Source organism: Lujinxingia sediminis (assembly GCF_004005565.1).
GTDB classification, from domain to species: domain Bacteria; phylum Myxococcota_A; class Bradymonadia; order Bradymonadales; family Bradymonadaceae; genus Lujinxingia; species Lujinxingia sediminis.
The window spans coordinates 1-21745 of the sequence record NZ_SADD01000004.1; the positions used below are offsets into that span (position 1 = coordinate 1).

The 21745-nt window shown below is 59.3% G+C and carries 19 protein-coding genes; 11 read left to right on the plus strand and 8 right to left on the minus strand.

Going from position 1 to position 21745, the window contains the following annotated elements:
* Window positions 1–495: 495 nt before the first annotated feature.
* From EA187_RS09190 to EA187_RS09225, 8 genes are all read left to right on the plus strand, one after another.
* Entirely contained in the window at window positions 496–828 is a 333-nt protein-coding gene (locus tag EA187_RS09190) for a hypothetical protein (protein WP_127780075.1), read from the plus strand.
* Window positions 825–1166, plus strand: a complete 342-nt coding sequence (locus EA187_RS09195; protein ID WP_127780076.1) for a hypothetical protein — start codon at window positions 825–827, stop codon at window positions 1164–1166. Before EA187_RS09190 ends, EA187_RS09195 begins: the two co-directional genes overlap by 4 nt.
* A gap of 190 nt (window positions 1167–1356) precedes the next feature.
* Window positions 1357–1512, plus strand: a complete 156-nt coding sequence (locus tag EA187_RS09200; RefSeq protein ID WP_127780077.1) for a helix-turn-helix domain-containing protein — start codon at window positions 1357–1359, stop codon at window positions 1510–1512.
* A gap of 236 nt (window positions 1513–1748) precedes the next feature.
* Window positions 1749–2639: a hypothetical protein gene (locus EA187_RS09205; protein ID WP_127780078.1), complete on the plus strand. Its 891-nt coding sequence runs from the start codon at window positions 1749–1751 to the stop codon at window positions 2637–2639.
* A gap of 136 nt (window positions 2640–2775) precedes the next feature.
* A complete protein-coding gene (locus tag EA187_RS09210) occupies window positions 2776–3756 on the plus strand; it encodes a hypothetical protein (RefSeq protein ID WP_127780079.1) in 981 nt (326 codons plus the stop codon).
* A gap of 214 nt (window positions 3757–3970) precedes the next feature.
* Window positions 3971–4192, plus strand: a complete 222-nt coding sequence (locus EA187_RS21145) for a hypothetical protein (RefSeq protein ID WP_127780080.1) — start codon at window positions 3971–3973, stop codon at window positions 4190–4192.
* A 1-nt stretch (window position 4193) separates the two neighbouring features.
* Entirely contained in the window at window positions 4194–4532 is a 339-nt protein-coding gene (locus tag EA187_RS09220) for a DUF1153 domain-containing protein (protein ID WP_127780081.1), read from the plus strand.
* The gene (locus tag EA187_RS09225) at window positions 4532–5383 is read left to right on the plus strand and encodes an IS3 family transposase (protein WP_127780082.1); all 852 of its coding nucleotides are present in this window, start codon (window positions 4532–4534) and stop codon (window positions 5381–5383) included. The genes EA187_RS09220 and EA187_RS09225 overlap by 1 nt, the downstream gene beginning before the upstream one ends.
* A gap of 161 nt (window positions 5384–5544) precedes the next feature.
* Here EA187_RS09225 and EA187_RS09230 read toward each other — a convergent pair whose 3' ends face one another.
* The 4 genes from EA187_RS09230 to EA187_RS09245 form a co-directional block, all read right to left on the minus strand.
* Window positions 5545–5907: a DUF3223 domain-containing protein gene (locus EA187_RS09230; protein WP_127780083.1), complete on the minus strand. Its 363-nt coding sequence runs from the start codon at window positions 5905–5907 to the stop codon at window positions 5545–5547.
* A gap of 33 nt (window positions 5908–5940) precedes the next feature.
* Window positions 5941–9060 (minus strand): DEAD/DEAH box helicase, encoded by a 3120-nt coding sequence (locus EA187_RS09235; protein ID WP_127780084.1) that lies wholly within the window; start codon window positions 9058–9060, stop codon window positions 5941–5943.
* Window positions 9057–9860 (minus strand): hypothetical protein, encoded by an 804-nt coding sequence (locus tag EA187_RS09240; RefSeq protein ID WP_127780085.1) that lies wholly within the window; start codon window positions 9858–9860, stop codon window positions 9057–9059. The genes EA187_RS09235 and EA187_RS09240 overlap by 4 nt, the downstream gene beginning before the upstream one ends.
* A gap of 514 nt (window positions 9861–10374) precedes the next feature.
* Window positions 10375–11400: a PGN_0703 family putative restriction endonuclease gene (locus EA187_RS09245; protein ID WP_127780086.1), complete on the minus strand. Its 1026-nt coding sequence runs from the start codon at window positions 11398–11400 to the stop codon at window positions 10375–10377.
* Between the two features lie 283 nt (window positions 11401–11683).
* On the opposite strand from EA187_RS09245, the gene EA187_RS09250 reads away from it, so the two are divergent.
* Entirely contained in the window at window positions 11684–12304 is a 621-nt protein-coding gene (locus tag EA187_RS09250) for a DUF1707 domain-containing protein (RefSeq protein WP_164856155.1), read from the plus strand.
* Window positions 12305–12348: 44 nt separating this feature from the next.
* Here EA187_RS09250 and EA187_RS09255 read toward each other — a convergent pair whose 3' ends face one another.
* From EA187_RS09255 to EA187_RS09270, 4 genes are all read right to left on the minus strand, one after another.
* Entirely contained in the window at window positions 12349–12876 is a 528-nt protein-coding gene (locus EA187_RS09255) for a hypothetical protein (RefSeq protein WP_127780088.1), read from the minus strand.
* On the minus strand, window positions 12873–13220 hold the full coding sequence (locus tag EA187_RS09260; protein ID WP_127780089.1) for a hypothetical protein: 348 nt from the start codon (window positions 13218–13220) through the stop codon (window positions 12873–12875). Before EA187_RS09260 ends, EA187_RS09255 begins: the two co-directional genes overlap by 4 nt.
* A 1094-nt stretch (window positions 13221–14314) precedes the next feature.
* The gene (locus tag EA187_RS09265) at window positions 14315–15736 is read right to left on the minus strand and encodes a hypothetical protein (RefSeq protein ID WP_127780090.1); all 1422 of its coding nucleotides are present in this window, start codon (window positions 15734–15736) and stop codon (window positions 14315–14317) included.
* Between the two features lie 97 nt (window positions 15737–15833).
* On the minus strand, window positions 15834–17006 hold the full coding sequence (locus EA187_RS09270; protein WP_127780091.1) for a winged helix-turn-helix domain-containing protein: 1173 nt from the start codon (window positions 17004–17006) through the stop codon (window positions 15834–15836).
* A gap of 621 nt (window positions 17007–17627) precedes the next feature.
* Here EA187_RS09270 and EA187_RS09275 point away from each other — a divergent pair.
* Together EA187_RS09275 and EA187_RS09280 are read left to right on the plus strand one after the other, a co-directional pair.
* Complete coding sequence (locus EA187_RS09275; RefSeq protein ID WP_127780092.1) at window positions 17628–19301, plus strand: RCC1 domain-containing protein; 1674 nt, start codon at window positions 17628–17630, stop codon at window positions 19299–19301.
* Window positions 19302–19465: 164 nt separating this feature from the next.
* Window positions 19466–21007, plus strand: a complete 1542-nt coding sequence (locus tag EA187_RS09280) for an RCC1 domain-containing protein (RefSeq protein WP_164856156.1) — start codon at window positions 19466–19468, stop codon at window positions 21005–21007.
* Window positions 21008–21745: the final 738 nt, after the last annotated feature.

A 21745-nucleotide genomic window follows, 5' to 3' on the forward strand; every position in this document is an offset into this window, starting at 1 on the left:
CTGCGTCCACCCCTGCTCGCTAAGCTCGGATACCAGCTCGACCGCATCATCTTTAAATGCGCGCGGGTAGCGCATCGTGTCGCGAGTTTTGGCGCGGGCTTTGAGGTCGTCGATTTTTGCGATCAGGCGGTCCATGAGGGCTCCTCGTTGAAGTCTGAGTTGAGCCGTCACGGTATCAGCGGGGATGTGAGTGTGTCGGTGGGTTCTGGCGAGTACTTACGGCTAAGCCACGCACCACGATTCAACGGAAAGCGGCGTCATCCACCTGGATGGCGCCGCTTTTTCTCTGCCTCCTCCTTCTCAATCCTGACTTTTTACTTCTTCGCTTTTCGTCTGCCGCTCCCCACGCTCCGATTCCCCTCGCCTTCCCCCCTCCCAACCCACACCGCACTCCCTCATCCTCAAATTTCACATGCGTTCGCTCACACGCTACCTTAACCCCTCACCGTTAAGCCTCGCCTCGCCCCGCACCGCCTCTCATCCTCAGGAGACCTCATGCTTCGCCCCAAACTCGGCGTCGCGCTGCTCATCATCATCGGCATCTCGGTCATCGCCCTCCCCATCGCCGCCCTCAGTTGCACCTGGCCCGCGAAGGTCGAAGTCTGGGAGCTTGAGCTCATCGCCGTCACCATCGATGGCGAGCCCGCCGAACTCCACGATCGCTACGACGACATGACCCTGACCTGGTACTCCGGCATCTACAGCGAAGGCATGTACTTCGACTATACCATCAGCGAAGACGCCAACCCTCTGGGCTTCCTCTATTCACGTCAGTCCATGCCCGAAGATTTTGAGCCCTTTGTCGCCGACCAGGGGGAACGCCAATGACCCACCCGACCCGATGGATACTCGCCGCAGCGTTCTGCGCGATTGCCCTTTTCACCACGGGATGCAGCGAAGAATGGTTCGCTGAAGACTGCGCCGAAATTGACCCCGACACGATGCCCGTCGAAAGAGTCCGCGTCGACGACTATGCGACATCCCACTACCTCGATACTTCTCTTCCCCCTGATCATCCGCTCATCCATCTCGTCCCCGACGACGACCATCGCCTTCACGTCCGCGTCGTCAACGACGACCTCCTCGAACTCGCCTTCATGCGCGATGGCCAGGTGGTAGTGGAAACCTATGCGGTCAGGGAAAAGCGCGAGGAGCTGCACTGGTAAGGGGTGGTGCCCGAGCTCAAGGTGATAAGGGCGTCTGACCCACGCTCTATCCCCCACCCTCGTCTCCCCATCCCGATCCATCAACCCTGTTGCCATCCCCCGTTCGGGTCGTTACTCTAGCTTCACATTTCGCAACGACTCCGGTGGGGACCTTTCAGACCACCACATCTGCTCAAGGAAGTTCCGACGTATGAGCACCGACCAAACATCACTCGCTGACTGGCTGCGCTCCGAGCGCACCGCCGCGGGCTTCTCCATCCCCCAACTCGCCAGCGCCATCAGCGCCTCCCCCGACGATCTCAAAGCCTGGGAGGCCGGCAAAGACGTGCCCATCGTGGTTAAGTAATTTCATCAAAACAACTAAAAACAAACATCAACACCAAACCTTACAACATAAAACCTAATAGGGAGGGCAACATTCCAAACAAAACACCTGACGAACTTGAGAATGCATTAAAAGGGGTCGCCACCGCATCAGCAGATACGTCGGAAGCACTAATCAATTATGCTGACGACCAAATCGCTAACAATGCGACCACATCCAACTTTGGAGCCAGGTTCTTTAAAGAGCTTTGGACAGCCTTGGATTATGCCGGTATTGTCTGGAACCGTGGCGCCCACGGTCATCTCGCATTGATGCAAGTCCTCCAAAACCTGACAGATCACCTTATCAGAGATGCATCATGGCGAAACGTTGATAAAGGAACTCACTTCTTTAACCTTGGCTTAGTGCATGTCGCAAATGGAGATGTAGACGCCGCGTTTAGGTACTTCTTATTTGCTGACGAGGAGGACCAACATCACACCGGCACCACAGCGGGTGATTTGTTTCGAACGCAAAGGTTGTTTAACGAGCTACGAACCAGATTTTTCAAAAATTGGCTTCGTTCCGGAACCCACTTCCACGATGGTTTACAAGATTCGCAAAGGTTAGGGGTCGTCGAACGCCTTATAAGCAGCATCCCCGACCTCTACTTACTTTCCCGGTGTCATCTTGGGCTGTTTAGAACTTGCCTGATTTTTCACCAAAGAGGTTCGAACGTACCTCAACCAATCGGAGCCTATCTCCTCGCCGTGGAAGATTTAGCTGTAGCGGCAGAGGCTAGCGCAAAACGGCTCCACTTCAACGGGCATTTTCAGTCCGGAGTAACATTCGGAAAAATGTGTAATGGCCGTAGTAATGTGGGCAATCTTGGTTTCGACCTAAATTCATATCCACGTAAATTTGATATAGATACGAAAGCGACCGCCTATCCAATTATTAAAGACGCCTTAGCCGGAGACAAAGGAGCGATGGCGCGTGTCGTTAGTGGCGTTCGCAACATTTCGGCTCACGCTCACCCGTTTCCTGTTTGGACATTAAATTCAACGGTGCTCTGGGAAGTGGTGTCGATCACCCTCGACTTTATCACAACGACTTCATCCGAAGTTGAACGAACATACCTGACGTCCCCGTCGCCCGTTCATCCCTAGAGTAGTGCCACCGCCTTTATATAATCAAAACCCAAATAAACAAAACCAGAGGACCCTCCAACTAAACATTTTGCCGCAACTGATAACCGTCCTTAACAAATCCAACCCATCACACTTGGCACGATCAGGAAACCAATTGATTACAAACGTACCCAACCATGAAGATTTTCGGAACGAAGGGCGCATTCTACTCAATCTCGCCTGGGACGAACTAAGGAGAGTTGATAGTGCGATCAACGATTTCCTTAGCTTTCCTAAAGTTGACGAGGAGAGGGACGATCTGGACGATCTGGAGATTCAATGGGTAAAGGAAGATATAGCTTATAGAAAACAGATGCATTTAGGTCTGGCTCGATCAATCCAACGCCCCCTCGGCGTTTGTCGCACCCTTATCGCGCAAGCTGCGGAGTTCCTCCTTAAGGCGAAGATTGCGGAAGTATCTCCCTTCATCTTGCTAAAAAACGATCATTCAAAGTGGCCTGGCAAAGACCAGTCCTATTCCGAGTTTCAAACGGTCGACGCGGGTGATCTTGTGCGCGTATGTAATAGTGTACTCAAACAACCTCTACCAGATAGCTTCGTGAATATGTTCGACATCCTCCGCAAGGACCGCAACGTGTATGTTCATGGAGTAACCCCGCCAACAAGCGTACCGCTGTCGAAAGTGTGTGAAGAGCCACTGCGGTTGATTCTGAAAGTGGCGCAGCACCTTGCTAACGAGAATTGGAGAGACACTCGAGCTTGGTTTGTAGCGAATTATGATACTGACACAATTTTAACCCATGGCGATCATATATCGGATTACATGGCCTATGAGATGGCGTGGCTAATCCAGCAGCTTGAGCCCTCCGAGTCCGAAAGGTATCTGAATTTCCATCCGAAGAAAGGAGGCAGAAACTATCTATGCCCATCCTGTTATCACGGCGAATACGACTATATCCGAGAGGCGACGTTCTCAAAGGTCGCAGATGACCAAGCGTTCTGTTTTGTTTGTAACACGAAACACCCAATTACTCGCCAACCGTGCCCGAAAAAAGACTGTAAAGGTGACGTAATCTACACAATAGAATCGATGTGCCTTACATGCGGGGCAGTATGTGAAAGCGCGTCATTCTGAGGGTTACCGCTTCCTCCTAGATTCTAAATCCGCCACCAGCGTCTTCAGCGAACCGAAGTTGCCCCGGTTTCGTGGACAGTCATCTCTTAAATCATGCCGCCTTATTCTGCCCCCCTGACAATCAAGCCACCCTTACGACAACGGTGCCTGGCCAAGCCAAACCTGTCAGAATCGGGTTGGGTGTTGGCCAGGACGTCAGTTTACTGAGGGTGAGATGAGCGAAGAGTTGCCGGAAGATATCAAGCGTTGGACCTCGAAGCGCCGTACCGCATTGGTGCTGCAGATTATCCGCGGGGAGACCACGGTGAACGTGGCTGCGCGCCAGTATTCTGCCCCCCCTGACAATCAAACCACCCTTATGACAATGGTGCCTGGCCAAGCCAAACCTGTCAGAATCGGGTTGGGTGTTGGCCAGGACGTCGGTTTAAAAGGGTGAGATGAGCGAAGAATTGCCGGAAGACATCAAGCGTTGGACCTCAAAACGTCGTACCGCGCTGGTGCTGCAGATTATCCGCGGGGAGACCACGGTGAACGAGGCTGCGCGCCAGTACGACCTCAAGCCTAGCGAGATTGAGCAGTGGTACGAGACCTTTTTGGATGCGGGTGAGAACGGGCTGAAGAGCCGCCCGAAAGAAGAGATTAAGCGCAAAGATGCCCAAATCGCGAAGCTGCAGCAGAAAATTGGCGAGCTGGTGATGGACATCGACATCATCAAGGAGGTCCATCATATGGCCAAGCTGGACCCTTTTGGCTCAGGGTGGCGCTCCGAGGATTGATGGAACGTCACCCGGCCGTGAGCGAGCAAAAATTGTGCGGACTTTTGGCGCTGAACCGCTCCACGGTCTGGCGGCAGAAAAAGGGTGTGCGCCGCCGGGTGGTCAACCTCGAGAAGGAGCGCGAGAAGCGGGAGCTCGTGGAGCGGATGCAGGAGCTCATAAAGGAATACCCGACCTGGGGCTACCGCCGAATTTGGGCCTGGCTTCGTTTTCGAGACCTGCGCTGCATCAACAAAAAACGAGTGGAACGCCTGATGTGTGAGAACGGCTGGCAGGCCCGGTGCATCGTGAATACGCCCCGCCCACGTGTGGCTCAGTCCATCTCCCAGACCTCACAACCTGACGAGCGCTGGGCGATGGATGCAACGAGCCTGTACTGCGAGCAGGACGGCTGGATTGGCGTGATGGCTGTGATTGATTGCTGCACCCGCGAGATTGTTGGCATTGATGTCGCGCGTCGAGGCCGTGCCGTGGAGGCACAGCGAGCCCTGGAAAGCGCATGCTTAAAGCGTTTTGGCCTCATCTACCCCAATGGCGAATCGCGGCCGGTGCTGCGTAGCGACAATGGCAAGGTGTTCACATCGAAGTCTTTCATCGGGAGCTGCAAGCAGTATGGCCTGACCCAGGAATTCATCACACCCTACACACCGCAGCAGAACGGGCTGATTGAGCGCTTCTTCCGCTCGCTCAAAGAGGAGTGCATCTGGATGACGAACTTCAAGACCTTTGCACAGGCCCGGGAGGCGATTGAGACCTGGGTTGAGTTCTACAACACCGAGCGACCCCACCAGGCGCTCGGGTACAAATCACCGGCTGAGTATGGTGCTCAGTTTGGCGAGTTGGTGGCTTGAATTATGGGGGGCACTACATGTTGCGATGACGCGCTCTCGAAGATCCAGTGCGTAGTTGTTGTTTATACAATATTTTAAGCGAGGAAGTTGTTCTCAGGCAAGTGGATCACTGAGCTGGGATCGCCTCAATTCAAGGGCGCAATAACCCGGGCCTTATCAACTCACTTGGAGAGCACTAACCATTCACCATCAATACGCTTCGGCACAGGAATGTCATTAATGGCTTTCCTACATGAAAAATCTACCCACTCCTCTTGTTCGCTAGCACGTCCCCAAAAGCATTCATTACCAATAGCATAGGCGTGTGAATGTGCAGGATCGCCGTGGTCCAGCTTAATCTGATTAATACCTTTCGGAAACTTCTTACCGTAGTCACCATGAAACCTTGCAAGACCTAAAATAAAGTCAAAATCGTCACCCATAACATTCTCCAGCCTCTCGTACTTGCTCTTGATTTTGGAAACGGCTTCGTGAATCTCCCCTTTTGACGAAAAAACCCTTCCTCCGACAGAATACTTACTCATCGCTGATACTCCTTTACTATCTCAACGCTATGATCAACCGAGTTCGCCCTCACCCTCGAGAATGGACCAAACTCGTCTATATGTTGGACCGATAGGCCCCATCGCCTGACTCCACTCAGCATCGCTGCTTGATTGAACGGCGCTACGTGCTTCAGTAAGCGGCATATCAGGTTTCACATCGAGAACACGGGCAAGCCCTTCAGCGGCCGTACGTGGCACGCCAGCAAGCCTCAAAACTAATGCTTCATCACTATTTACTCCGTAATAGACCCTACCCGGTAAGTTTCGGACGCGTCTTTGCTCGACTTCATCCATATCGTCAAAGTCATCTAACAATGTCAGCGTCTGAATCGCAGCCATCCCCCAAGATGCGGTTTGAGTGATCTTGCCAAAAAGCTGTTGACAGCACTTCGAGATATTACCGTCAAAGTATTTATTCGCCATGGACTGAATCGACTCACCTTGAACCCAGTCACACACCGCTCGAGCGACTTCATCCCCATTAATGCCGCCCCCCCCTAAAACATCTTTAAAATTTTCTTTAAGTTCAGGAATACTTATCAGCACTCCCATCATGCTTTGCAGATGCGGCTTCGGCCCCCCAAATATATTAGAAGCCCAAACTTCAGGACCAATCTCCGCATTTTTAAGCTGCGCAAGAGTGTACCTTACGGACTCTAATGAGAATCCAGTGCTATCGACGAGCTTTAAAGGCTGACCTCTCATACTCGCACCATATCGATGAACGCCTGTCAAAAGTTGGTCGGCCAACATGGGATGAGTTTGTTTTAGCTCACGAAAACCAAGGGTTCCGCGTAATACCTGTTCGACCTGGGCGACGAACTGATCATGATCGCCGATTTGACGGTAGGTGTGTGCGAGGTATTGGAGAAAAGAAGACCATTCCGACTTCCAGGCAAGACTCGACAAATTACGAAGATTAACCTCCTCAACATCTTGCACCATTTTAATGAGCGCAGAGTTTAAGGCGCCAACATTGTTTCCGATAAATGTCTCGACTTTCACACGATATTCATCGGTTGGAGCCGAGATGGCGACGATACCCAAATCACCCTGATCAACACGGCCGGCTCTACCGGCAAGGTTCCAAAAGTCAGACGGAGGCATCTCTTGGCCATAAGGATACTGATGAGCGCCCATGACTACAGCAGATACTGGGAAATTAACACCTTGAGCGATTGTCGTTGTGGCGACCAAGATATCTAGTTGACCACGTTCGGTAAGCCATTCAATAAGCGTTTTGGTGTCGTCGGACATTCCAGAGTTGTGAATACCGACGCCATAGTTTAGCAACTCGATAAGCGGGAAATCTGGCCCAAACTCGTTTCGTAAGAATGTTTGCGCCAACTTCACATCCTCTGAGACATTGGCGCGAAGATTCTCTTTAACCTTAAAGAGTCTTGCAAGGCTCCAACAATTCGGCACTGTGCCAGCCAGGACAACAACTGTTCCCCTTTCTTTAAGTTGATGTGCAGTCGCTGCAGCCAGCGCTCCGCGCTGCTTAGCCTTGGACCAAGACATTCCTAAAGGACGAGTCTCAGGCAAGGTCAGATCTTCTGGAATTGCCAAGGTACAGCGTGATGTGTGAACCGGATTAAGTTTCACCTGGAACGCCCCTCGCTCCTCCCCTTGCTCGCGTTCGGCAGTGGCAATCATTCGGTCGTTCGGGGTCCAATCCAACGTCAGCTCAACACTGTAGTTGCTCTCACGATCGAGCCACATCGCAATCTGCTTTGCATTTTCGATAAATGGAGTGAGGAGCAAAAACTGGGCGAACCTGCACTCACGATTAATTGTAGCGAGAAGGAGCTCTAACTTAATGCCGCGATGGGGATCGGCCAAGTTGTGGGCCTCATCGACAACGACCAACGTCAGCGGGCGTCCGATCTTCTCCTCCCAACCACCGCGAAGCATCAAATCGAGCTTCTCAGGAGTCGTCACGAGTACGCGAAACTGCCGATCCCGATCTGCATCCGTGAGCATAATGGCTTCGATACCATCGACCTCGAGGGCCGGACTGACTTGCTCGACCGTGATACCAATCTGTGCGAAATCACGCCTTAAGCGCACCGCTACTTGCCGGACGAGGGTGCGCGTTGGAGCGAGGTAAGCTACCCAACCCCGCTCATGATCGAATTGATTCAAGGCTTGTAGAATGCGAAATGCCGCGATCAAAGTCTTTCCGCTTGACGTGGGCAGGCTAACCACCACGGAACGGTACCCGGAACCTAGAAGACCTTGCTCGCGCAATGTTCGTCTTTGAGGTGGCAGCATTTCGAAGAGCGGGCGAGCCTGGGTTTTAGCGACCAAATGACGGACGAACTTCGTGACTCGGCTATTCACGGCGCGGGTCACGGTCCAAATACTATTCTCCACCAACACATACGCTGTGCGTTCAAGGAGCCTCACGAGCAACTCAAGCTCCATAAGGTGGCCACGGCTGCAAGCCGCAAGAGCTCGCTCAAAATGAGGCTCGAGTTGTTCTCGCACGTCGAATGTGCCCGTCGGGGTCTCTCCCTGGCCGAGAAAGACGGCGAGCACTTCCGCAACTTTTGCGAGGTGGTATTCAGCAACTAGTTGCCAGGCCGGACCTCGAGACTTTAGGCCATTTAAGTATGATGGCTCTCCATCGCCCTGTTCTTGTCGGAGACAAGCCACATTCTCCTGAACCCGATCTAAATCGCTCCAACCTGCTTTTCGAATCAGTCGCAGCCAAGTGTCGAGTGTCAAAGACCAGACCCTAGCGCCCCAATCTTCTTCGTTGAGAATTAGCCCGTCAAAGGATTCATCGGCTAAAATACGGCGAATATCCGCGCCGCGATCGCCCAACATAGCCAAACATGCGAGTCTGAGCAGTTGCTCCCCGCGTGATTGACGTTCGTCGTCCAGGGGCAAGACTCGGGATATCTGGAAAGCCTTACCACAGACTTGCCGTAGCTCATCAGCGTTCGTTCCGCAGAGCTTATCGAACACTTCGAGTTCCAGCAGCGAAACAACCTGACGCAACTCAACGTCATTAACCTGAAACGTTGGCTCCAGACCAAGGGCCCCACCAATTCGCCGACGGCTCGCCTCTTCTTCAGCTCGCTTAAAGCGGTCATTCCCCATCGCGTCTATAAGCCATGAGGTCATAACATACCTCTTGAGATCTCAGGCCAATCGACGATCTTCTCCGGCAAGTACCAAGCGGAAAGTTCAACTTGGGTCGGTGTCGCCAGCATTCCTGCCAGGAACGTAGCTCGGCCTTTGATATCTCGCTCATCAGGAACTGTATCTCTCAAAAGAACACCAACAATCGCTAGATCTTTACCGTCGGAAGTAAGAAAACGCTTTAAGGCTTGGTGATACATAACAAGAAGTACGTCACTCAAGCAGCGCGCGCGGAGCCATTTAAAGAGCGTTTTAAGAATCGTTAATGATGCTGCGGTATCTGCAAGTTGCCAGCCCATCCCGGTCCTCCCACTCATCACGCTCGGAGGCGTCTTCGCATCATAAGAAGTTTTAACTTCTCCGAGGATGAGCTTAACCCCGAGGTGGTCTTCGACAAATCCTACGAGGTCCGCTCCTGGAAGACTCGCTCGAGGGGTCTTGCGATCCCGCGCCTCGTTCCATGGCCAAACCACTGTCCGCTCGGCGTCGGTCGCCAACACTGTCTCAGCAAGCGCTTCGCCGATCTCCCAGCTCTTCTCTTCAACCGACGCGCCGAGAAAATCTTCGAGAAAGGTCGAGCTCATACCGGTCGAATCCAATGCCTTAATCTCTTTCTCCCAAGCGTTATTGAACTCCGCATCAGCTCCTCGCTCATGGACAGGCCCGGCCAAAAATTGTCGAAATGCGGATTTATCCTCTACCACATATCCAACCCAAACGGTGCAACCTTGCGCTCCTGAATAATCGATACGTGCATTGAGTTCGGGGACAGTGATCGTCATATAGGCAACCCGTGAACGGCAAGGCCAACGAAGGCATTTAACGTGGTTTTTTTTAGCATCGAACTTTTTACGCAACAATTCAAAAAGAAGAACAATTACCCCCCCCTTAGACCAAACACAACCCTACAAAACAACATATACTCACTAACAAAACCACAAAAACAAAACACTCAAACACAAACCTACTTTATTACATCGACACCATCCCTGATACGAACAATATTATTTTTTTTAAGACCGCCTAGCTCCTCTAATCCAATCATAGGGTAACTTCACGCATCTTCGCACACCGCCGAACCACTTGACGTTCTCCTTCAAAATTCAAATCTCGTCAACAAAAAGTACGGTGGCGCCCCTAGGACCTTTAACATGTACTACCCTTGGTCGGTGTACTTGTCGATCAAAACGTCAAACTCAGTTAGAGTTTACAAAGCACGCTCTTCACAAGTATAGCATTTCGGTCCTTTCTCGACCTGCTCGGGCGCATGTAGGAAAGCGATCTCTGAATCGGGCCCTACCGTCGCCAGTCATTTACGATGAGGTTGTCCCAGTAAGGCATCGAGAAACTGCGGGAATTCATTGAGTTATCACACCCACCCCCCACCTCCAAATACCGCGCATCAAACGCCCTCCCCCACGCCTCATACCCCTCCCCACCAAGCCCCACCGCACCCGCCACCAACCTCTCCAACGACACCACCCGCACGCAACTCTCCGGCGCCTCCAACTGCCCCCGCACTCCCGCCACAGCCCGTGCCGCGCCCTTATCCCCTTCCAACGCCAGCACCACCACGTGGCCATGCTTGAACCCCTCAGCCTCCTGCACCGCTTTCACCAATAGCAGGTTCCGCCAGAGTTGGTTGGTCGCCCGCTTTACCAACACATCCGCCGCACCCTCAACAAACCCGTGGGCCTTCGTCGTCAGCGTTCGGTAGTTCTCCCGGTCGTACTCCTTCGCACTGAAGGGCTCGGTGTACTTCGTCTCAATGCCCAGAAACCCCACCTCGTTATCGTGCGTCAGGTACTCGACGTAGGCATCAAACGCCGTCTTATCGCCGAGAGGGTGCGCGCCGCGGGGAATCCACTCCACCTCCATCGCCGTAATCGCAGCAATATCCAGGTCGAGCAGCTCGCCGAGCAGTTGTGCGGCCGAGATGGGGTATTGGCGCCAGTACCCGAAAATATTGAAACACATCGGCATGCTCGAGAGCATGTTCCGGTAGAGCCGGTCTTCCTCAAGCGTGCCGCCATGGCAGACGACATACCTTAAGCGCGCCCGGGCGTATTCGGTGATCTCCGGGCTCAGGAAATTGAGCCCCGGGTTCTCCTCCACCGCCTTACGAGGCAGAAGGTTTGGCCGAGGGATCTCCTTCGAGTCGCACCCCACGCCAACGCCCAGCACATGCTCACGATAGTGCGATTGCAGCCTTCGGTAGGTCGCCGTGCGCGCAGAGTCAGAGGCTACGTGGAGCTCCTCAGCGTCCCAGGGGATCATCAAACCGTGGGAAAGCGTCGGCGGTGTATTCGGGGGCTTTGTCATATCTCACGCCATCCATACGTACGGTTTTAGCGAGGTTAAACCACAACATAAGTCCCCGCCTGTGATGTGTTGACCTGACCCAAGTCTAAAAGACATACCTTCCAGGCGCACCCCGACTTTTCTGTGCATCACGATCCATGGATTCTCCATGTGTCAGGTGTCCTCTCACGAACAGAATCGGGATGGCCCCTCCAAACTCCTTGCCACCCACCCCACTTCGTCCTACGTCTTCGACCCACTGTTTTCGCTTCCACCACCGTGCTACCCCACGCCCGGCCCCCCCATGCCCAAAAACCTCCCCCCCGACCGCGTCCCCCGCGCCCGCAGCGGCCAGCTCGGGCCGGCTCGCGAAGAGACCATCGAGCGCCTGCAGCAGGCCTACGCCGACGACCTGCTCACGCTGGACGAGCTCGACGAGCGTCTGGAGCTCGCCAGCCGGGCCGAGAAGCGCGAGCACCTCCTGGTGCTTGTCGACGATCTGCCCGACGAGGCCTCCGACGAGCTCGTGCCCTACGAGGCTGGCAGCGAGCTGGTTCAGGCCGGGGCGGCCATGCGGGTGATGTGTGTGTTTTCGGAGACAAAGCGCACGATCGACGGTCCGGCCCCCTCCCGCATTGAGGCCACGGTGCTCTTTGGCGAGGCCAGGATCGACCTCAGCGGGGCCGACTTCGACTCCGGCGTGCTGGAGATTCGCTGCAACGTCGCGTTCGGTGAGTTGAAGGTGTACGTGCCGCAGGGCGTGGCGGTGGAGACGGCGGGCGTGCCCATCCTGGCTTCCTTCTACGGCAAGGATCGCGACGTGAAGTCCGGCGCGCCCGTGGTGCGCCTGACGGGTTTTGCGGCGATGGGAAGCGTGAGCTGCAAGGCGACGAAGAGTAAGAAAAAACGTCGCAAGCGGAAGTAGGCTTGCGCGCCGCGCGAACGGCCAACGGCGCGTGTCAGACACGCTTACCCGAAGACCTTCTCGGCGTTGTCGGCCAATATACGCGCGAACGTAAACAGGTCGCTGAGGCGTTTGAGCTGGCCCTGCGGGGAACCCCAGAGACTTTCCAGGAGTGGCTCGAGGTCCCGCGCAGGCACCCCGATCGTGCCGTCCTCTCGTTCCCAGGGATACTCAAGATGAGGCCCGCCGCGGGCGATCTGGGGATGCAAGCGCGTAAGCTCAGCGACGAGTTTAGCCGTTGGCAACCAACGACGTTGAGATGTTCCCGGAAACACCCCCAGAAATCGGGGATGGGTGCGAAAAATAGCCATCAAGGATTCTGCGGCTTTATGGGTCCGTTGCGCATCCTCGACGTCGATTTTCTTACTGTAGAGCAGCGCGGCTTTGGCCAGTTTTTCAAAGACCATCTGTAAGAGCATAGCCAGTACAGAGGGATGCCGTCCTTGCAGCATCTGCGCGACACGCAGATCTTCCCGCGCCTGATCCACATAAGCGCTTGCCCACGCTTCGCGCTGGTCTCGTGTTACAGTCACGACTTAGTTACTTTTACGAAGGGAGAAAACTCCTGCATGCGCCACCCGTCGGGCAATAGCTCGCTCTTATCAACACTGTCATTCCACGCGTCAGCGTTCACTAACAAAACAACCACGGGATAATACAACTTACGCTCCGGTTGCGCTGCGAAACGAAACGGCAAAGGCTCCTCACTTATCGGGGCATGCTCGACCACTTCGATAAGGCGCACCTCTCCACCTTCCCAAGACAAATAAACGGAGATGTCACCCTCCTCATCGTCTACATGCGCCTCTGCCATCTGCATCGCATAACTCAGAATGGAAGGGCGTCGAGTATTGGAGGGATGTTCTTGAGACGTCATGGTTCTTCCGGGTTTTCGGGAACGAAGTGCCACTGACAGCGTAGCGCTCTCTTCAAGAAAAGACACACGGCGCGTGTTCAGATTCCCGGCGTCCAGGGCGGCTGACCGCCAGCCCCCCGGGTTATCGGCAGCCATCGCCCCCATTGGCCTTCTTCCTAACCTTCCTGATCACGCAGATTCATGAGCCAGAGACTCGCACGTGCTCGCTCCCTGGCTGCACGACGTTCCGGGCCTCCCGCACCCTCGGTGTTACGTCCTTATCCCCTCCCACCATGTTTCGCCGCCCTCGACACCCCACGCTCCGGCCACCCCGGCCATCTCGACCTACCCTCGACACCCCACCACCCTACCCTTCGGGCATCCCGACCGGCCCTCGACACCCCTCCACGCTACCCTCCGGGCACCGAAACTCGCCATCGACACCGCGACCCTGTGGCGCAGCGACCTCCGCGCCGCCCTCGACACCACCCGGCGATACCCCGACCACCTGAGAGGGTGCCCTCGACACCGCGCCGCCCTCCCCCCGGGCACCGGCTCCCGGGGTCGACACCCGGCCTCCATGCCCCCCGGGCACCCCGCGACGCCCTCGACACCACCCGGCGACACCCGGCCCGGTCCCCCTACCGGCCTCGACACCCCCGGCACGTTACCCCCCCGGGCACCGAAGCCCGGCCTCGACACCGCGAGCTCTCAGCGCCGCGACCTTCGCGCCGCCCTCAACACCTCGCCGCCCTCCCCCCGGGGCACCTGCTCCCGGGGTCGACACCCCGATCCCATGTTTTTTGTCCGGCCGGCGGATCAGCGTGCCAGGTTGTCATAGTCGACGCGTTTGGCTCCGGTTTTAGCGGAGCGCGCGGCATCCGGCATCGCTTCCGACTCGCCCGGGGGTGGGTTGGGGGGCCTCAGCGCTGGCCTGCGATCGGACCTGGGGGCCGGCGAGCGCATGCGAGCGGTGTGTTTGCGACAGGCGCGCATGCCCCGTGCAAAACGCTTAGAAAGCGACCTTTTCACGAAAAACACTTAGGGCCCGTGAAAAACGCTTAGAAATCGGCCCTTTCATGAAAAACCGTTATCTCAAGCCTCCCCCACCACCCTCAAGGCAGCTCTCCATCACTCACATCATGGGCCACCACCAGGCTGATCTCCTGCCCGATGATGCCGTCGCCCGTCGCGTTGAGGTGCCCGGCGAGGCCAAAGGCATAGACCGTAGTGGCCTGGTCGGGGGCGCTGAGTCGGGCGTGGTTGAGCTCGGCCAGCAACCACGACGCCTCGCCACGGGTGCAGGCGGCTACGGCCGCTCTCTGCGCCTCCTCGTCCACGCCCGGCTCACAGAGCAGATAGGCCGGGCAGACCCGCACCGTGCTTGTGAACGCCAGCGTGTTGTAGAACTGCGCCTCGGCCGCGCCCTGAGCGCTGAAAAGACTGGCGTGCCGGTTCCAGAGGTTGTCCTCGCCACTCGCGGCGATGATCTCGGCGTTGGCGGTGACGTTCACCACGCGCCAGCCGGCCTGATAGCTGCCGTCGACGCGCTGCCCGTCGCGCACGAGCATCGCCGCCGGTGCCGGACACGCCGCGGCGCTCCCCGACGTCTCACTTCTGGCCGGATAGAACCCGCACCCTTCCACCTCCGCATGGGCGGCACAGCTCCCACGTGCGTCCTGCTCATACGCCGCGATGACCAGTGTGTGATACTCGCCAGCCACCAGCCCCTCGTCCCCCAGGGGCCGGGCCTGCGACGCGTCGCAGCCTTCGATGCTCTCGTCATAGGCATCATCCCAGGCCAGGTGCGCCACCTGGAGATCCGCGATCGCCGGCACGGCGACGTACTCGGCATACACCATCGCGATGCGGCTTTCGGTCACCGCCGCGCGGGTCAGCACCTTAAAGGGCTGCGAGTCGCCCGCGCGATACAAGCACACCTTGCGCGTCGAGCTTCGCCCCCGGTGATCGCCGACGATAAGGCGCAGGCGCGCCTCGTCCTCGCCGAACACCGGTTCGTCGCACGCCGGGCACGTCTGCCCGCAGCCGTCGGCGCCACAAAACCCCTCCGGACAGCGGGGCACGCACACCGTGTCGCCACCCTCGACCCGAATCCCGCAGTCCTCACAGTCGGTGCCCAACTCGCACAGGCTGAACTGCGAGGCCGGGCCACCGTCATCGCATTGGCCATCGCCGGCGTAGCGACAGGTGTTGGTGCAGATCTCCCCGGGCTCAAGCTGGGGCGGCTGCCAGGGCTCGGGTTCGGGCTCTGGAAGGGGATTCGGCGTCGGGAAAGGCCCCGGGTCCGGCTCCCCCTCTGAATGCCGGGTGCCACAGTCGCGGCAGTCGGTTCCCAGCGCGCAGATGCCATACAACGCCCCCTCACCGCCGTCATCGCACTCCCCGTCGCCCGCATAGGGGCAGGTGTTTGTGCAGAGATCCCCCTCCAGGGGGGCGTCGCCAAAAGAACAGGAGCCAAGCTGAAGGCTCAGGGCGACCAGTCCGACCATCACCGCGCGCTGCATCCAAACATTCATTAAAGCCCCCTCGTTCGGGTGGGTTCAAAGCCATGCTTCGCATGGGACTGACTCTGGCCCTTCACCACGGAGAGATCAAGGCCCCCCGTTGCGGGCATCACCCTCGACGGGCCTCTTCCACCACCCGGACATCGAGCGTTGAACACCCGTTGAACGTCGCGAATCGCCGAAGCTCATCGTTTAACGCAACGAAGAAGCGCTCCCTCTCAAAGGCGACATCTTCCAGGTGCACGCTCAACACCTCCAGCCGCCCCTCGGCCCGATGCGCCTTCGCGTCGATGCGCGCCACAAAGGCGTCGCCAAAGAGAACGGGCAGGCAGAAGTAACCAAAGTGCCGTTTGGACGCCGTGACATAACTCTCCAGCCGGTAGTCGAACCCGAAGAGCGAGCTCAGACGGTCGCGGTGAATCACGGCGTTGTCGAATGGCGAGAGGATCTGGAGCGCCGGCTCGGGTTTAAACGCGGACTCCAGCGAACGCGCGCGCTCCTGCGCCTTGAGGTCGACGTAAACGCTCGACCCATCGCCGAGGACAACCTCCTCCACCTCCCCCGCGTCGAGATGTGCGTCGAGAATCGCGCGCATGGCCTCGCGCATCGCCTTGCCCTTTTGCAGGTGCAGGAGCTGCTTCCAGGTGAACACGCCATGGGCGCGGCGAGTGGTTTTGAAGAGGTAGGCGGCGACGTCGGGCAAGGTGGGTATGCTCAGGTCGAGGCCCTCGGGCAGCACGCGCTCGCTCAGCTCGTACACCTTTTCCATGCCATCGCGGCGGCAGATCATCAGCTCGCCCATCATAAAGAGCGTATCCAGCGCGGCGCGCACCGGGCGGCCGCCCCAGGCCTTGCCGGAGCTCGCGGCCCGGCGCTCGAAGTCCCGCGCGCGGGTGGGGCCCTCGGCGCGCACCCGCGCCAGAATCTCGCGCATCAGCGGGGTATCGAGGTTTTTGTAGTAGCGATTCTCCCCCTGACGAATCGTCGTCATGCGGCGAAGCGCAAAGCGGTAGTCGCGCATCGGCAGGTAGGACGCGGCATGAAACCAGTAGTCAAAGATCTGCCCTTTGCTCACCAGCTGGTTCAGGTGGTCCTGCTCGTAGCCCGGCACCCGGCTCCACAGCACGTGGTGATGGGCCCGCTCGACCACAGCGAGCGTATCGATTTGCACGTAGCCCAGATGCTCCATGGCGCGCAGCACTCCCGACTCGCCAGTGCCAAACGTCCCTGGCGAGGTCAGCCCCTGATGGGCCAGAGCCAGGCGTCTTAACTCGGATGTCATAGGGGGGACTCGGTCGGTAGGGGAGGAAAGGGATTGGGCACCCGCACAAAGGCCTCGCTCGGATAACGCGTGGACCGCCGGGTGCGCCATCTTATTTTGTCTTAAAATTTCCCCCTTTTAGCGGGCATCGTCGCCCATCATGTCGGCCGGAGCGCCCCTCGTCTACTCGCCATAGCCCCCCCAGGGACCGAGCCCGCGCTCGTGGTCTGCTCAGGCCTACTCGCCGGCCTCGCAGGCGGCGAAGAGCGAGCACGCCAAAGGTCGATCAGGCGCATGAATGCTTGCCCTCCGAGGCTTCTCATCGGCTCCGGAGAGCCCCCCCGGGGAGGCAAGGTGCCGCGGATATCTCCTCGGAAAACGCCTGTTTTCCGCTCGCCAGACGCGTGCTCCGCGCCCCCGGAAAGCCCCTCTATCCGGGGGAAAACCTGAGCGCGGGCGCTTGTTTCAGGCCATACGCCCTGCACTTGACTAACCCTCCGGTCAACGCTTTTCTACACCGAACTCATTATCTCCGTCTCTTTCCTGCCGCCGCCCTCCTTTCCGGCGTCTTAAGGGGGCAGCGAGACGCCACTTTGAGGGGATGCCGCTCCGGGCTCCTTTCACACCCTACAAGGACACGCCATGGACCTGCGCTCTTCTCTACCTCGTCGGGCTCGCGACCTCGCAGCGCTGCTCACCAGTCTGGCCCTGCTGACGGCCTGCTCCGACATCGACAGCGATCCCACCCGTGCGGCCGGCGGACTTGCCGAGGCCTGCTACCCCAACGACACCTGCGACGAGCCCTACATCTGCAGCGAGCAAGGCGTCTGCGTGCAGCCGCTGGAGGATATCGACGCCGGCGATACGGACATCTCCGATACCGACGACGCCGGCGATGCAGAGGTCCCCGACGCCGATGATACCGATACCGACGACACGGACATCTCCGACACCGACGACACGGACATCTCCGACACCGACGACACCGACATCTCCGATACCGACGATACGGACATCTCCGATACCGACGATGCCGATGCGACCTGCATCCCGCTGACCTGTGCCGATCTGGGGGCCCAATGCGGTCCGGTCGACAACGGCTGCGGAGAGCCTCTCCAGTGTGGAAGCTGCGCCGCCTATCAGACCAACGCCGGGCTCACCGGATGCATCGAGGGCACCTGTGAATACGCCTGCCGCCCGGGCAGCCTGGCGAGCGCCGAGGGGTGTCGTGATCACCTGCGCGTGGCCGCCGGAAGCACCCACAGCTGTGCGCTGGATGCTCAGGGGCAAGCCTACTGTTGGGGGGCGAACGCTCAGGGTCAGCTGGGCGACGGCACCACCGAGCGCAGCCTGGTGCCGGTGGCGGTCCAGGGGCTGGAGGGCATCGTCCTGAGCGCGATCTACGCCGGGGAGAGCCATACCTGCGGGCTCAGCGACGCCGGTCAGGTGTACTGCTGGGGAGCTAACGCGTACGGCCAGCTCGGCGACGGTACGGCCGTGGACCGCCTGGTTCCCACCGCGCTCACCGGTCTGAGCGAGCCGGTGCTCTCTCTGGCGATCGGGGCGCGGGGAGACCATACCTGCGCGATCACCGCCGGGGGCGCCCCCCGCTGCTGGGGCCGCAACGATAAGGGCCAGCTGGGCGACGGCACCACCGCCCACCGGGCCACGCCCACCACCCTGCTCAACGCTCCGAGCGAAGGCGTGGTCGCTATCGCCGCCGGCACCGCCCACACCTGCCTGGGGCACAGCGACACCTGGATGACGAAGACCTTCTGTGTGGGCGACAACGCCATCGGCCAGCTGGGCGATGGGACCCAGACCACGCGCCACTCCCTGACGGAGACCTCGCGCAACGTGCGCTCCTTTGATCTGGGGGCCGGGGGCCACCACACCTGCTCGCTCAACGCCTACGACGGCCGTGTCATCTGCTGGGGCCGCAACGATACACGTCAGCTCGGCAACGTCTCGGGCGACGTGTATTTCAATCCGCCCACCGAGCGGACCATCCCGGCCGGCGCGGTGCGGGTACGGGCCGGAGAGGCCCACACCTGCGCGCAGATGGATAACGGCGGCCTGACATGCTGGGGCAAAAACACCTCCGGACAGACCACCGACGCCCGGCCCAGCACCGATACGCCCCGGGACGTCGCGGGCCATACCTTTGGGACCCTCTACTTTGACACGGGCGCCAACCACACCTGCTCGATCCAGTCGGATCAGATCGTGCGCTGCTGGGGAAGCAACGGCTCGGGACAGCTCGGCAACGGCAGCACCACCGCGACGGCCACCCCGGTGGAGGTGACGCTCCCCTGAGCGTCGCATGCTGGCCGGCCCGTCGATGCATAGGCATGACGGGCCACCTCGGGTTCCCCCCTGCCGCCGCTTGCTTACCTGATGGGCGTCTCAGGGGGGGCACCGCCCCCCCGCGCCGAAGGGATGCCGCTCCTGACTCCTTACTCGCCAGACAAGGACACGCCATGCACTTGCCCCCCTCCCTATCCCGCAGGGCTCGCCACCTCATCGTGCTGCTCGCCAGCCTGGCCCTGCTGACGGCCTGCTCCGACACTGCGGGCCATGCCACGATCGACGCCGGCGCCGGGGACATCTCCGACGCTGACGATACGGGCACTCCAGACGACACGGGCGCTCCAGACGACACGGGCGCTCCGGACGCTACGGGCGACACTGACATCCCCGATGCCGACGATGCGGGAACCGGGGACACAGGCCTCTCCGATGCCGCTGAAACGTGCATCCCGCTGAGCTGTGCCGATCTGGCGGCGCAATGCGGTCCGGTCGATGACGGCTGCGGCCAGACGCTCCAGTGTGGAAGCTGCGCCGCCTATGGGAGCGACGCCGAGCTCACGGCGTGCATCGAAGGCACCTGCAACTACGTGTGCCTGGCGAGCAGCCAGCCCGCCGCCGACGGGTGCCGCGATGCTCGACGCCTGGCCCTGGGTTCGGGCCATACCTGCGCGCTGAACGCCGAGGGACGAGCGTATTGCTGGGGAAGCAACCCCGACGGTCGGCTGGGCGACGGCACGACCGAGCGCCGCCTGGTACCGGTGGCGGTCCAGGGACTGGAGGGCATCGTCCTGAACGCGCTCTACGCCGGGAGCAGTCATACCTGCGGGCTCAGCGACGCCGGTCAGGTGTACTGCTGGGGAGGCAACGCTGAGGGCCAGCTCGGCGACGGAACGACTGTGGACCGCCTGGTCCCCACCCCGGTCACCGGTCTGAGCGAGCCGGTGCTCTCCCTGGCGATCGGGGCGCGGGGTGACCATACCTGCGCGATCACCGCCGGGGGGACTCCTCATTGCTGGGGCCGCAACGCTGAGGGCCAGCTGGGCGATGGCACCACCACCCACCGGGCCACCCCCACCCCGATGCTCAACGTCCCGAACGGGGACGTGGTGAACATCGCCGCCGGCACCGCCCACACCTGTGTGGTGATCGACGACACGGCAACGACGAAGACCCTGTGCGTGGGTAACAACTCCGTCGGCCAGCTCGGCGATGGCACTCAGACCACGCGCCACACCCTGACGGAGCTCTCGCGCAACGTGGAGTCCGCTGGCCTGGCAGCCGGGGGACTGCATACCTGCTCGATGGACGGCAGCGGCCAGGTCATCTGCTGGGGCCACAACGGCTCCGGACAGCTGGGTAACCGCTCGGGCTCCGCGACCATCGACCCGCCCACCGAAGTCACCCTTCTGGCTGGCGTGGAGGAGGTGCGGGCCGGAGAGAACCACACCTGCGCCCGCATGGACACCGGGGGGCTGAGATGCTGGGGCAGTAACTCGGAAGGACAGACCGCCGACACCGAACCCCGAACCTTCAGGCCCCGGGACGTTCCCGGCCATAGCTCCGGGACCCTCGTCTTTGACACCGGGGGCTACCACACCTGCTCGATCACCTCGGATCAGATCCTCCGTTGCTGGGGAGCCAACGCCGGTGGGCAGCTCGGCATCGGCACCACCACCGCGACGGCCACCCCGATGAGCGTGACGCTCCCCTGAGGGGCGCAGCCGAGGCTGCCCGACTGCGCGCGCCCCCCGGGGTGCGACCTCCTCCCGGGGTCGCACCCCGGGGGGCTTTTTTTTGTACGGTCCGGGCGCTGGCGATCCCCGCGCACGATCGCGGCGCCACATCAGGGCACCGTACTGCTCCCTGCGCCCTTCGGAATACGGGCTGGGCAAAAACCATTCAAAAGGTGTTCAAAACTACTGGACTCGTTCTGAACAGGTGCTTACAACTCTCTTCAGCCCGGGCTGCCCTCCTGGCGTTCGGCCTCCTTTCACAACGCCCTACTTTCGCTTTAACTTCAGCCAGATAGCTCCACCCTTGTACAAAAACAAACAAGTCGCTACACAGGGTCGCCGCAGCGCTCTGAGACTCGCCATCCCCGCTGCGCCCTCTCCCCTCCTGCCGCCTCCCCCCGCCGGCATCCCCCCCGATCGCCCGATCACACCAGGACCTCGCCATGAAGCGCACCCCTGACACCCCCTCTCCGCCGCCCCTGCCTTCCCGCCGCAAAGTGGCCCCTGTGCGGGCCGATATTAGCCTGGAAACACTGATAATTCCGGCCCCGCCGGCCCCCTCCTCCACCCTCGAAGGCATTCCCGGAGTCAGGGGTGACACGGAGGCCGACGCGCCGGTGCCCCGACTTCAAAGCCCTGTTCAACCGCAGGCCACCCGCTTCAGGCGCCGGCGCCTGAACACCCCTACTTCGGGGTGGTCCCGGGCCCTGACCCCGG

Coding starts and splice junctions, on each gene's coding strand:
- EA187_RS09240 (WP_127780085.1), bottom strand. CDS start 9,860: ATGACGATCACTGTCCCCGAACTCAATGCACGTATCGATTATTCAGGA.
- EA187_RS09270 (WP_127780091.1), bottom strand. CDS start 17,006: ATGACATCCGAGTTAAGACGCCTGGCTCTGGCCCATCAGGGGCTGACC.
- EA187_RS09245 (WP_127780086.1), bottom strand. CDS start 11,400: ATGACAAAGCCCCCGAATACACCGCCGACGCTTTCCCACGGTTTGATG.
- EA187_RS09230 (WP_127780083.1), bottom strand. CDS start 5,907: ATGAGTAAGTATTCTGTCGGAGGAAGGGTTTTTTCGTCAAAAGGGGAG.
- EA187_RS09280 (WP_164856156.1), top strand. CDS start 19,466: ATGCACTTGCCCCCCTCCCTATCCCGCAGGGCTCGCCACCTCATCGTG.
- EA187_RS09225 (WP_127780082.1), top strand. CDS start 4,532: ATGGAACGTCACCCGGCCGTGAGCGAGCAAAAATTGTGCGGACTTTTG.
- EA187_RS09220 (WP_127780081.1), top strand. CDS start 4,194: ATGAGCGAAGAATTGCCGGAAGACATCAAGCGTTGGACCTCAAAACGT.
- EA187_RS09260 (WP_127780089.1), bottom strand. CDS start 13,220: ATGACGTCTCAAGAACATCCCTCCAATACTCGACGCCCTTCCATTCTG.
- EA187_RS09190 (WP_127780075.1), top strand. CDS start 496: ATGCTTCGCCCCAAACTCGGCGTCGCGCTGCTCATCATCATCGGCATC.
- EA187_RS09235 (WP_127780084.1), bottom strand. CDS start 9,060: ATGACCTCATGGCTTATAGACGCGATGGGGAATGACCGCTTTAAGCGA.
- EA187_RS09195 (WP_127780076.1), top strand. CDS start 825: ATGACCCACCCGACCCGATGGATACTCGCCGCAGCGTTCTGCGCGATT.
- EA187_RS21145 (WP_127780080.1), top strand. CDS start 3,971: ATGAGCGAAGAGTTGCCGGAAGATATCAAGCGTTGGACCTCGAAGCGC.
- EA187_RS09275 (WP_127780092.1), top strand. CDS start 17,628: ATGGACCTGCGCTCTTCTCTACCTCGTCGGGCTCGCGACCTCGCAGCG.
- EA187_RS09200 (WP_127780077.1), top strand. CDS start 1,357: ATGAGCACCGACCAAACATCACTCGCTGACTGGCTGCGCTCCGAGCGC.
- EA187_RS09250 (WP_164856155.1), top strand. CDS start 11,684: ATGCCCAAAAACCTCCCCCCCGACCGCGTCCCCCGCGCCCGCAGCGGC.
- EA187_RS09265 (WP_127780090.1), bottom strand. CDS start 15,736: ATGAATGTTTGGATGCAGCGCGCGGTGATGGTCGGACTGGTCGCCCTG.